Origin of the sequence: Endozoicomonas sp. 8E, assembly GCF_032883915.1 — a bacterium.
In the GTDB taxonomy this organism is placed as follows: domain Bacteria; phylum Pseudomonadota; class Gammaproteobacteria; order Pseudomonadales; family Endozoicomonadaceae; genus Endozoicomonas_A.
Genome location: NZ_CP120717.1, coordinates 1,372,657 through 1,385,063, shown reverse-complemented (window position 1 = coordinate 1,385,063; position 12,407 = coordinate 1,372,657). Strand labels below are relative to the sequence as shown.

General features: G+C 48.8%; 10 protein-coding genes. 4 read left to right on the top strand and 6 right to left on the bottom strand.

The features are described from left to right. Window positions 1–80 precede the first annotated feature (80 nt). From P6910_RS04925 to P6910_RS04915, 3 genes are all read right to left on the bottom strand, one after another. On the bottom strand, window positions 81–1,724 hold the full coding sequence (locus P6910_RS04925) for a hypothetical protein (protein WP_317145170.1): 1,644 nt from the start codon (window positions 1,722–1,724) through the stop codon (window positions 81–83). Window positions 1,725–1,914: 190 nt separating this feature from the next. After that, window positions 1,915–3,654, bottom strand: a complete 1,740-nt coding sequence (locus P6910_RS04920; protein ID WP_317145169.1) for a hypothetical protein — start codon at window positions 3,652–3,654, stop codon at window positions 1,915–1,917. A gap of 115 nt (window positions 3,655–3,769) precedes the next feature. Further along, a complete protein-coding gene (locus P6910_RS04915; RefSeq protein ID WP_317145168.1) occupies window positions 3,770–5,629 on the bottom strand; it encodes a hypothetical protein in 1,860 nt (619 codons plus the stop codon). Between the two features lie 152 nt (window positions 5,630–5,781). Here P6910_RS04915 and P6910_RS04910 point away from each other — a divergent pair, with 152 nt between their 5' ends. Then, window positions 5,782–6,915, top strand: a complete 1,134-nt coding sequence (locus P6910_RS04910; protein WP_317145167.1) for a hypothetical protein — start codon at window positions 5,782–5,784, stop codon at window positions 6,913–6,915. A gap of 29 nt (window positions 6,916–6,944) precedes the next feature. On the opposite strand, the gene P6910_RS04905 is transcribed toward P6910_RS04910, so the two are convergent. Genes P6910_RS04905 through tsaD form a run of 3 tightly spaced genes read right to left on the bottom strand, consistent with a single transcriptional unit; the run spans window position 6,945 to window position 8,849 of the window. Beyond that, window positions 6,945–7,439, bottom strand: a complete 495-nt coding sequence (locus P6910_RS04905; RefSeq protein WP_317145166.1) for a 2-amino-4-hydroxy-6-hydroxymethyldihydropteridine diphosphokinase — start codon at window positions 7,437–7,439, stop codon at window positions 6,945–6,947. After that, window positions 7,436–7,801 (bottom strand): dihydroneopterin aldolase, encoded by a 366-nt coding sequence (gene folB, locus P6910_RS04900; protein WP_317145165.1) that lies wholly within the window; start codon window positions 7,799–7,801, stop codon window positions 7,436–7,438. The genes P6910_RS04905 and folB overlap by 4 nt, the downstream gene beginning before the upstream one ends. Continuing rightward, window positions 7,794–8,849: a tRNA (adenosine(37)-N6)-threonylcarbamoyltransferase complex transferase subunit TsaD gene (tsaD, locus tag P6910_RS04895; protein ID WP_317145164.1), complete on the bottom strand. Its 1,056-nt coding sequence runs from the start codon at window positions 8,847–8,849 to the stop codon at window positions 7,794–7,796. The genes folB and tsaD overlap by 8 nt, the downstream gene beginning before the upstream one ends. Before the next feature lie 684 nt (window positions 8,850–9,533). On the opposite strand from tsaD, the gene rpsU reads away from it, so the two are divergent. The 3 genes from rpsU to dnaG all read left to right on the top strand — a co-directional run bounded on the left by rpsU (window position 9,534) and on the right by dnaG (window position 12,378). Further along, window positions 9,534–9,749: a 30S ribosomal protein S21 gene (gene rpsU, locus P6910_RS04890; protein ID WP_034839300.1), complete on the top strand. Its 216-nt coding sequence runs from the start codon at window positions 9,534–9,536 to the stop codon at window positions 9,747–9,749. An 86-nt stretch (window positions 9,750–9,835) separates the two neighbouring features. Continuing rightward, window positions 9,836–10,285 (top strand): GatB/YqeY domain-containing protein, encoded by a 450-nt coding sequence (locus P6910_RS04885; protein WP_317145163.1) that lies wholly within the window; start codon window positions 9,836–9,838, stop codon window positions 10,283–10,285. A 143-nt stretch (window positions 10,286–10,428) separates the two neighbouring features. Then, window positions 10,429–12,378, top strand: a complete 1,950-nt coding sequence (dnaG, locus tag P6910_RS04880) for a DNA primase (RefSeq protein ID WP_317145162.1) — start codon at window positions 10,429–10,431, stop codon at window positions 12,376–12,378. The last annotated feature ends 29 nt before the right edge of the window (window positions 12,379–12,407 follow it).

The window sequence follows — 12,407 nt, the reverse complement described above, 5'->3', positions numbered from 1 at the left end:
AACGTCAAAAACCTTCAGTTTAAAAACTAAGGTTGCACCAGGCAAAACCTCATGGAAGATAATGGTGTCAGACCCGATCATTACTTATTCACTTTACTTTCTTCAGGCCTGAGGTCATTGTCCTGCTCCGCATCAACAGGCTTGCGTTTTCGATGTGCTTTTTTGTGATACAACAGGACTCTGGCATTCTTGCAGAACTTCCCGCATGGATGCAGCTGACCATCTTTTTCGACCACAGTTTCTTCACAGGTTTGCGGCCCGGAGTGGTATCTTCTTTTGTGATCCGATAGGGCTTCAGCATTCTTGCAGACCTTCCCACATGGTTGCGACTGGCCATCCTTCCCGACCTTTGTTACCTGACAGGTTTTTTGCCCGGTGTGGTATCTTCTTTTGTGAACCGACAGAGATTTAGCATTTTTGCAGACTGTCCCGCATGGCCGGTATTGGCCATCTTCCTGGACTATGATCACGTTGCAGTTTTTTTGCCCTGAGTGATAGTTGCCTTTATGAGACGACAGGGCTTTAGCATTTTTAAAGACTATCCCACATCGCACCCACTGCCCATCTCTTCCGACTACGGTCACGTCACAGCTTTTTTGCCCGCTATGATAGTTGCGTTCGTGAGTCATCAAGGCCTTAGCACTTTTGCAGACTATCCCGCATGGCCGTTGCTGGTCATCCTCCCCAGCCACTGTCTGGTCACAGGTTCGTTGCCCGCTTTGCTCCGCTGCCTTTACTGTGCCTGTTTGGGAAAGACGAGGTGGGTCCTGGCCCAAATGAACTGATCCGGTTGCTGGTTGTGTTTCTGAAATCACCATTGGGGTTGTGGAATGGCTGAACCTACAGGAAACTTCCGTATCTTCGTGAAGACCATTGCCACGCAAGTTAAGTAACCCATTGACTATGACCCAATCATTGGAGTTAGCGGGCAAATACCGGGAGTTTGACAAATCATGACTCATTGGCCCTGTGTGGTCTGTCGAATGTGCTTCGGAATTCAGCGGCGATTCAGCAGGCGCTTTGCTATCGGATGACGGTCGCAATCGACAAACGCCATGACAGGGATGGACGAAACAATTCAGACTCAACGTGTGTTGGTATTGTTGCGGGTATCCGTTACCATCGCCGGAATCAGAATACGGGAGGCTGTTGAAATAGCTTTTAGGGTAGCTGTGTGTTTGCGGGGCTTGTTGGCCTGATGATTCTGATGACTGACATTGTGAAGGGTTATGTCCAGAGCCAAACGTCGCACTAATGGTGGCAAACGGCTTATCCCACTGTCCCATTAGGACAAATGCCGCCTCTTGCTGTTCCATCGGCCTGAACAGCAGTGAATAGCGGTTCCAATAGTTTTTTAAAAGCCGGCTGACAGCAACAACCGTGTCTACAGGTAACCATGAATAGGGCTTGGAACTCAGAGGGGCACTTTTGTTGCTCAGGATCAGGTCGTAAGCAACTAACAGGGAAGTAACGTAGAACAATTGCCATGAAATTGACCCAATAAGGGGCATTTTTCCCTCCCGACTGCAAGCTCTCTGTCTTTTGTTATCAGGTGGCGAATCTGATCCTGCATAATCGTTAATCTCGACAGTGTCTGACGAGCCCCCCGGTAATGTACACAGCTCAGGCTTTATAGAAAAGTTATGTTTTGGAGAAACTGCATCCTGTTCAAGCTCGACAATAAAGTATCTTGTCAACACTTCGGCCTGACAGACGACAGACAACAAAAATAGCAGTGACAGGGGTGCTGCAAAGAATGAATGTTTAATGATTCCATCCTTGAGTTCTGATATACGGAGAGGAAGGATAGATCAAGAAAATAAGTGTATTTTTCTGTCAAATAACTCCTGTATAAAACCTCAGGTTATACCGACAAAACTTCATGAAATGATGTTAAGTCAGGTCGTTACTTATTCAGTTGACCTTCTTGGGGACTGAGTCATCGTATTGGTTCACATCAACAGGTTTGCGTTTTCGATGTAATACTTTGTGTACCGAAAGGGTATGAGCATTCTCGAACACCTTCCCGCATCGCCGCTGCTGGCCATCCCATCCGACGACCGGTACGTCGCAGGTTTTTGGCTCGCTGTGGTCGCGTCTTTTGTGTAGCGACAGGGCAAGAGTATTCTTGCAGACCTTACCGCACGGCCGTTGCTGACCATCCTCACCGGCCACTGTCACGACACAGGTTCTTTGCCCACTGTGGTCTTTTTTTTTGTGAGTCGACAGGGCCTGAGCATGCTGGCAGACTTTTCCACACAGCCTCTGCTGACCATCCTTTGCAACCACGGGCACGTCACAGGTTTTTTGCCCGGTGTGATAATTGCTTTTATGAATCGACAGGGCTGCAGTATTCTTGCAGACCTTCCCGCATGGTCGTTGCTGGCGATCTTCTGCGACCACTTTAACTTTACAGATTTGTTGAACACTGTGCTCTCTTTTTTTATGAACCAACAGGGCTTGAGCATGCTTGCAAATCTTCCTGCAAGGCCGTCGCTGACCATCCTCCGCAACCAGGGTCTCTTTACAGGTCTGTTGGCCAGAGTGATAGCTGGTTTTGTGACTAGACAGGGCTCTGGCATTCTTGCAGACCTTCTTGCATGGCCTCTGTCTGCCATCCTCTCCGACTATGATAACTTCACAAGCTCGGCGACTACTTTGATCTGCAGTTTTTAACCTGCCTGTCCTGGAAATACGGAGTGGATATTGACCTGATTGGGATGATCCTGTTGTTTGTTGTGTTTCTGAAGTCTCCATTGGGGGTGTAAAATGGCTTTGCGTAGATGAAATCCGGCGTTCTTCCTGAAGACAATGACCACCCAGATTGAGTAAAACACTGGCTATAAACCAGTCATTACTGTTGACAGGAAAATAACTCGGCATTGGCACATCATCACTGAGTCGCCCTGTGCTGCCTGCCGAATGTTCCATCGAATTCAGCGGCGATTCAGCGAACTCCCTGCTATCAGATGAGAGTTGGTATCTACAAACGCCACGACACGGGTGGACGAAACAATTTAAACCTAAAGTATGTGAATGTTCTTGAGGGCCACCGTTACCGCCGCCAGAGTCAGAATACAAGAGGCTGGTGAAATAGCCTGTAAGATGGACGTTTGCCTGAGTCGCTGGCTGGCTGGATGATTCTGATGGCGGGTATTTTTCCGGGTTTTGTCCGGTGCCAAACATCATGGTGATGGTCCTGAATGGATGATCCGGACGCACTTCTTGTTGTTCAATTGGATTTAAGAGCAGTGAATCGGGGTTCCAATAACTTTTTATAAGCCAACCGATAACGATGAACGCTTCTAAAGGTAGCCATGAATAAAGGGGGACACCTTTGGTAGTCAGGATCAATTCATAAGCGACCAGCAAGTCAGCGGCATAAAGCAACTGCCACGAAATCGACTCGACGAAGGTGGTTTTTACTCTGTAACTGTAAGATCTATGTCGTTTGTCATCGGGCGGCGAATCGGATTCTGCGTAGCCATTGGTAACAGCAATATCTGACGGGTTGACCGGCAATTCAGGCCGATCATGTTTTATTGAAAAGTCCTGTTTTAGTGAAGCTGTATCCTGCCCAAGCTCGAAAATAAAACGTCTTGTCACCGCTTCGGCCTGACAGACAACAGAAAACGAGAGTAGCAGCAACAGCATTGCGGCATAGATTGAGTGTTTAATAATTCTATCCTTGCGTTCTCTCTTACAGGGAGGAAGGATAGATCAAGAAAACCTCCAGAAAGGATTGATTTCAGACCTGATCATTAGTTATTCACTTTACCTCTCGAGAACGATTGTCATTGTCCTGGTCGAGATCAACAGGCTTGCGTTTTCGATGCATTCTTTTGTGCACGGTCAAGGCTTTAGCGTTCTTGCTAACTACCTTGCATGGGTGCTGCTGATTCAGTCCGGCTAATGTCAGATCACAGGCTTGTTGCCCGCTGTGCTCTTTTTGTTTGTGAGCCGTCAGGTCGCGAGCAGTCTTGCAATTCACCCCGCATATCCGTCGCTGACCATCCTCCCTGACCACAGCCACCACACAAGTTCTGTGTCGGATGTGGAAATTGTTTTTGTGAACATAAAGAGCATGAAGATTCTTGAAGACCTTTCCGCATGACCGCTGCTGGCCATCCTCTCCAAGCACTGTCAGGTCGCAGGTTTTTTGCCCGCTGTGCCTTCCGCTTTTGTGAGAAGACAGGACTCGAGCATTCTTGCAGATTTTCCCGCATGGTCGCTGCTGACCATCTTCCCCGATCACAATCACGTCACAGATTCGTTGCTCGATGTGAAGTCTGCTTCTACGATTCGACAGTCCTCTGGCATTCTTGCAAACTGTTCTCAATGGCTGCGGCTGGCGACCTTCCGCGAGCACTGCCAGGTTAGGTTTTTTTTCTCCTTGGTCTGCGGCTTCTGTTATGCCTGTCCGGGAAAGGAGTGGTTGGCCCTGACCTGATCGGGATGGCTCGGTGATTATTTGTTGTCTTTCCGAATCGGCAGGAGTAAAGAAAATCGGGTCATCTACGAGAAGACTCTCTCGACCGGGTAACTCATTATTGGCTGTCAAATCATTAGCAATGTAAAACCAATCACCTGGCATTGTTAAATCATCATTGAATAACCCGCTATCGCCAGCTCTTAAGGCTTTGCCTGTGTTCATCGAGCTTGAAGCGTCCCCATCAATAGGGTTGCAATCAAACTCATGGGCCTGAGATCCAAATACTACATCAGAATTCAATAGGTCCTGAATGTCAGGAGCATCATCCAGTGTTTGGTAAAGCACGCTTTCTTGGGAATGTTTAGCGTCTACAAGATCAAAATAGCTTAAGCAACTATGGCAGCACCTATTGGCTAAATGTGGGCATGAGCTTTGTCTGTATGTTGCTCCTGTCTGGCCTGTCGAATGCAATTCGGAACACTGCGACCATTCGGCAGGCTCTCTGTTATCTGATGATGGTCTGAATTGACAAACGCCATTACAGGGAAGGACGAAACAGTTTAAACCTAAAGTGTGAGGGGGTTGTTCAGGGTCACCGTTACCATTGCCAGAGTCAGAATGAGAGACATCAGTCACATAGCCTGCAAGGGGGATGGTGGCTACCGATACTTGCTGACCAGATGATGCTGATGGCGAGTATTGTGTCTGCTCGTGTCCGGAGCCAATCATCCCGGTAATCGCCGTAAACGGATAATCCTGACTCGCCTGCTGTTGAACCAAATTAAACGACTTTGAATTAGTGTTCAGATAGCTTTTCAAAAGCCAGCTGACAAAAAGAATTGCTTCTACAGGTAGCTGTGGATAAAAGGTTGCACCACGAGCGGGGGGACTGGAGGGCAGGATCAGTTCGTAAACAACCTGCAGGTGAGCGGCGTAAAGCAACTGCCATGGAATCGACTCAACAAAGGTCATTTTTAACCCATAACTGTCAGATCTGTGTCGTTTTTCATGAGGTGGTAAAGCTGGTCCTGCATAGCCGTTTGTGTCGGCAATATCTGATGGATTGCATGACAATGCTGGCGGCTCACGTTTTATGGTAGAGTTCTGTTTTGGAGAAGCTGCATCCTGTCCAAGCTCGATAATATAAAGTCTTGTCAGCGCTTCGGTCTGGCAGACGACTAACAACGCCAGTAGCATAAACAACGGTACTGCAAAGAGTGAGTGTTTAATAATTCTATCCTTGATTTCTGGTTTACAGGAAGGAAGGATAGATCACCTGATGAAAGAAGGTTCTACAACCGCTTCCTTGCAGTTAATGTATTTTATTCAACGAAATAGATTGAGATGACATGGACATTTTTCTGGTCGGCGGTGCTGTTCGAGACAGGTTATTGGGCCTTCCACTCAAAGATCACGACTGGGTGGTGGTTGGCAGCAGTCCAGAGCAAATGACTGAACAGGGCTTTCAGCCTGTTGGCCAGGACTTCCCTGTTTTCCTTCATCCGGACACCAAAGAAGAATATGCACTGGCTCGTACCGAAAGAAAGTCCGGTCATGGTTACACCGGCTTTGTTTTTCATACTGCCCCCGAGGTCACTCTGGAAGAAGACTTGATCCGCAGAGACCTGACCATTAATGCCATGGCCCAGGATGATCTTGGCAATATCTATGATCCCTATGGTGGTCAGAAAGACCTCGAACAAAAACTGCTTCGCCATGTTTCCCCTGCATTTCAGGAGGACCCCCTGCGCATTTTGCGCGTGGCTCGATTTGCCGCCCGCTTCCATCACCTGGGGTTCAGGGTGGCTCCCGAGACTCTCGAATTGATGTCCTCTATGATCGACAGAGGTGAAGCCTCCTATCTGGTTCCCGAGCGAATCTGGCAGGAAACCACACGCGCCCTGTCTGAGCCTGACCCTGAGATCTTTTTTGAAGTACTATCGGCTTGCCACGCCATAAACGCCGTCATGCCGGAATGGGTTCCTTTCCTGAGAGAGAATTCGACAGGCATAAAAGCACTTCGCACGGCAGCCATTCAACAGACGTCTTGTGAAGTTCGATTTGCAGTCACCTTCGCTCCTGAAAAAGAACTCTCCAGGGACTTACTTACTGCACTGAGTAAACGATTGAAAACACCTTCCCAGTTTTCAGAGCTGGCCAGCCTGACTTTTCAGCACAGTGCTTATTTAATTGAGCACGCCGAAGCCTTAAAAGCAGAACAGCTGATGATTCTGTTTGAAAACACCGATGCATTCAGGCGGTCAGAACGCTTTGACGCCTTTCTGAAAACCAGCCGCTGCATTGCCGAAGCTCAGAAAAAAACACTCTCTGAAAGCCATCAGAGCCAGATAAAATCCTTGCTTTCTCTTTGCCTTTCGATCAATGCCAAAGAGATTGTTGCCCGGGGCTTTAAGGGCAGGGCGATAGGTGAAGAGCTGAGAAAAACGAGAGTATTGCGAATGCAGGAACAACTGGATCGGTAGAGTCATTCAGCCCCTGAAGGGGCTGCTGGTCAGACAGCTTCGAACTCCAGCTCTGGCAGAAGACGAGGTTGATCACCCAGCTTTACGCCTGTTTCGAATACCAGATTAATAGCACCGGTAAAAACACTGACTGGCCTGCCCATCTGAAAATTCCATAACTGTTTCACCAGGGGTCGATAGTAAACTTCTTCGATGGTGCTGATCTTGACCTCGCGGACATCATCAACCACCTGTAGAATATCGAGATCAGCCCGGCATTTAAGGCTGCCTCTGACTCTTCCTAATCGGTCTTCTACCTGCTTGCACCAGCCATTAATCAATGCGGATGACACATCGCTCTCAAAGCAGGCGACAGCATTATAATAATCAGCCACTCTCTCCTCAGCCACAGCGCCATCGGCAGACGTTTGAATCAGACTGCTGACCAATAAGGTACCAAACTGCTGACGAAGAGCCTGTATCATCTGCCAACAGTTCTGTTCGGCCTCATCATTGGATCCTACGCCAATGTAAAAAAGTGTCATGGCTGACGCATCTCTTCCCTGGTTCGTTCGCACCACACGGAGGCTACAGCACCTTTCAATGCCTGTGGCTTTCGGATCAGTACTCCGACCCTGTCAACATTGAAATTCGCCTGAATTAACTGAATGATGCCACCTGCCAGGGCTTCGAGCAAAGCATATCGGGATGCTTCGCAAAAAGCACGTACGGTCTGGCTGATACTGTCGTAATCCAGAGCATCGTTCAGGTCGTCAGATCGAAATGCCCGGGAAAAATCAGTTTCCAGCTCTAAATCTATAACCAGAGGTTGGGCTGCTTCATGCTCAAATTCGTAAACACCAATCACAGCCCGGGTTTCCAGCTGTTCAATTCGCACCTTATCCATTCACCCTGTCCTCTGGTTTCAGGTTAACGGCTTCCAGTGTTTCCATGTTCCAGCGTGGCATCGGGGCCACTTCAAGGGGCTCCGTCTGACCGGCAAGCAAACGCTGGCAACCGGCATAGGCGATCATTGCACCATTATCTGTACAAAACTCAGGTCTGGCATAACGAAGGCTGCCGCCTTCTTTTGCAGTCATGCCTTCAAGCTGATTTCTCAACCGTCGATTAGCACTGACACCTCCGGCAATCACCAACTGTTTCAAGCCGGTCTGCCTGAGAGCCCGACGACATTTGAATGCCAGAGTATCAACCACGGCATCTTCAAAAGCCCAGGCAATATCCGCTCGATCCTGGTCGCTCAAACCACCTTCTTCTTTACAGGCCGCCACGGTATTGAGTGTAAAGGTTTTCAAACCACTGAAGCTGAAATCCAGACCGGGACGATCGCACATAGGCCGGGGGAAGCGGAAACGCCCTTCAGCCCCCTTCTGTGCAAGATTGGCAACCCTTGGACCACCGGGATACCCTAATTCCAACATAGCGGCTACTTTGTCAAACGCCTCACCAGCAGCATCATCTATAGACTCACCCAACAGCTGATATTGCCCAATACCATCAACCCGCACCAATTGGGTATGACCACCGGACACCAGTAGGGCAAGAAAAGGAAATTCAGGTGGATTTTCTTCCAGCATCGGGGCCAGCAAATGACCTTCCATATGATGCACTCCCACGCATGGAACACCCAGCGCCCAAGCCATGGAACGACCTATACTGGCTCCCACCATCAGGGCACCAATCAGACCCGGGCCTTTAGTGTAGGCCAGGGCATCAATCTGTTTGCGTGTGATGCCGGCTTTTTCCAGCACCTGGCTGATCAGCGGGAGGACCCGTTGGATATGGTCTCTGGAGGCCAACTCAGGCACTACACCGCCATACTCGGTATGCATTTCAATCTGACTGTACAGAGCATCCGCCAGCAACCCTCTCTGACTGTCATAAAGTGCAATGCCTGATTCATCACAGGATGTTTCAATTCCAAGCACTATCATCTGTTAGAACCCACTACTGTTTTCATAAAAAAGCTGTTTTCACTCAGGCAATACCACGATCCGTTAACATTGGCCTGTCAGATATAGGTAACTGACCCGCTGGTTTCTGAAAGATCCTGTGGATTACCATCATGCAGACAGGTTTTCAGCCCATCAACCTCAGCATAAATAACAAGAACCCGGATAATAAGAACCAACGTACAACGCTATTGTTCACTACCTGCTGCAGGATTCGGGATGATACTGCAAAGCTGCCATTACAGGAAATGCCAGACACCGCAACCCCGGGGGCTCTTAAAGGAATGAAAGCAAGTCGGGTTTTTGCATTTATTGAAAATAGTCTATAAAATTCCCACCCTTAAAAATACGCGGCTAGTCTGGACATTTGTTCAGGCTTATTTTGCGGGTCGGAATTAGCTTCTTCGCACGGTTTTCGGAAGATCAGTTTAACTGCACTCCTGAAAAAAGTGTGAATGCTCAACCGCTTACTCTCGTCTGGCGTGATTCATTTATTGTGAAAATCGTCAGGTCGGAAATAAATCCTTGCCAAGCCATCCCTGGCTCGGGATCAACAGGGCAGAATTTTCTGAAAGGGAGTAGACGGTACTAATAGCAGATGTTGTGATGCCGGGCTGCAAACCTTTATTAATTTACTCACTATTTTTATAGGAAGGTGATCTCTGCATGCCTGCTGTTAAAGTTAAAGAAAATGAACCGTTTGATGTAGCGCTGCGCCGCTTTAAGCGCTCTTGCGAAAAGGCTGGTGTACTGGCTGAAGTACGTCGTCGTGAACACTACGAAAAGCCTACCTCCGTTCGCAAGCGCAAAGCCGCTGCTGCTGTCAAGCGTCATTTGAAAAAACTGCAGCGCGAACAGCGTCGTCGCGAGCGTCTGTATTAAGGCCGGATTTCCGGCTTTAATAGCTTCGACTCCCAAATTTCTGCTCGAAACTTTCTTTCGGGAAAGAATCGTATTGAGGTAAGAACATGAGCGAATGCCAGGTCAAGGAACAACTGACTGCTGCAATGAAGGATGCCATGCGCAATCGCGACAAGGTTCGATTGGGAACCATTCGCCTGGCTCTTGCCGAGCTTAAGCGAATAGAAGTAGACGAAAAGTCGATTGACGACACCCGCGCCCTTGCAGCACTTGACAAGATGGCCAAGCAACGCCGCGATGCCATCAACCAGTTCGAGTCTGCAGGGCGCACTGATCTGGCTGATCAGGAGAAACTGGAACTGACTATTCTTCAGGGCTTCCTGCCTTCTCAGCTCAGCACCGAAGAAATCAACCAACTCGTCTCGAAAGCCATTCGCGAAAGCGAGGCCCGAAGCATGCACGACATGGGAAAGGTCATGGGCATTATCAAGCCCAAAGTTCAAGGCCGGGCAGACATGAGTCAGGTCAGCCAGACCATCAGGCAACTGCTTAACTGAGCCAGCTCTGCGCAAACCGGCCATCAACATTGGCAAGAATCACTGACAACCGTCCAGTAGCGATGATAACATCAGCTCTCTGTTAAGATTTCTGGCACCGGCTTTTTCACTTCAATGGCCGACACTCACACTTATGGGCATTTATGGCCGGACGCATCCCCCAGACATTTATTGATGACCTGCTGAACCGCCTGGACATCGTGGACATTGTCGATAGCCGGGTAAAGCTTAAGAAAACCGGTCGAAATTACTCCGCCTGCTGCCCTTTCCATCAGGAAAAAACCCCATCATTCACTGTCAGCCCGGACAAGCAGTTTTACTATTGCTTTGGTTGTGGTGCGAGCGGTAATGCCCTGGGCTTTGTCATGGACTTTGATCACCTGGACTTCCCGACAGCAGTAGATTCCCTGGCCAGCCAGGTCGGACTGGAAGTTCCCAGAGAACAGCGCAGTCAAAAACGCGGCCCGGATCACAGCCCGCTTTATGAACTGATGACCAAAGCCAACGTTTTTTACAACGAACAATTGATTAAAGCTTCTGAAGCACCCGCAGCCATTCAATACCTGAAACAGAGAGGGCTGGATGGCCAGACCTGCAAACGTTTCGGTATCGGCTTTGCCCCGCCTGGCTGGGACAACCTGAAGAATCATCTGGCAGAGGACCAGGAGAAAGAAGACCAGTTAGTTACGACCGGCATGCTGGTGGAAAAAGAAGAAACCAAAAGCCGCTATGACCGCTTTCGCGACCGAATCATGTTCCCCATTCATGATACCCGGGGTCGAATCATCGCTTTTGGTGGCAGGGTTCTGGGCGATGCCAAACCCAAATACCTCAACTCACCGGAATCCCCCATTTTCCAGAAGGGACGGGAGTTATATGGACTGTACGAAGCCAAAAAGCACAATCGCCACCTTGAACGCATTCTTGTCGTCGAAGGCTACATGGATGTTGTTGCCCTGGCACAACAAGGCATCAACAATGCTGTCGCCACCCTGGGCACAGCAACAACCCCGGACCACATACAGAGACTTTTTAAAACCGTATCAGAAGTTGTGTTCTGCTTTGATGGCGATAATGCAGGCAGACGCGCAGCCTGGCGAGCCCTTGAATCCACGCTTCCCCATATGAAAGATGGCAATCAGGCACGCTTTCTGTTTTTACCCCAGGGTGAAGATCCGGACAGCATGGTCAGACAGGAAGGCGCCGATGCTTTTCTGGAAAGAATGAAAACCACCGCCCTCAGCCTCGACACTTTCCTGTTTCAGGAACTCAGTAACGGTATCGACCTGAATACCATGGACGGACGTTCACGACTGGCCACCGATGCACAACCTCACCTCCACAAGATTCCCGACGGTCTGTTCAAACAGATGTTGATGCAGAAACTGTCAGAAATTACTGGTTTGAATACCGACACTCTTGAGAGCTATTTAAACAAAAAGAGTGAGCCTGAACCTGCCGCCGATATTGCATACGACGATTACCCTATACCTGTTGAAACCGACTATTATCCACAAGCGCACTACGAGCCTGAGACCACTCAACACTTCCAACCTCAGACGCATAGTTTTGAGCGCAAACCCTTTAAAAAAGGTTTTAAGGAAAAGAACGAACCGCCCGCTCCTGCGCCATTAAAAGTGGGTCGATCTCTATATGCCATCCGCCACCTGCTCTGTAATCCTGAATTAGCGTCCAGCGTAAAAGCAATCAATGAACTGGAAGGTGACGGGCATCCTGATACACAATTGTTAATTGCTCTGATAAAAACGCTTCAGGAACAACCTAAACTGGCCACTATTGCCCTGATTGCACAATGGCATGGCACTCATCACGGCATTCGACTTCAGGAAATCGCATCGTTGGAACTTGGACATCAACCCAACGACCAGGAATTCCATGAAGCTATAGAACGAATAAGGGATACGGTCCGGGAGCTTGAGCACAAGCAGACGACAAACTCCCTTAAGCAAACTTTTTCACAAAAAAAACCCGGTCAGATAGACTCGGCACAACGCAGTGCTCTGGAAGCCCTGCTGGAAAAGAAAAAGAAAAAACTCGGTATCAAACCCACAAACACCAGTACCAAAAAATAACGTTCTGAAAACACGTAAAAATCCCGGAC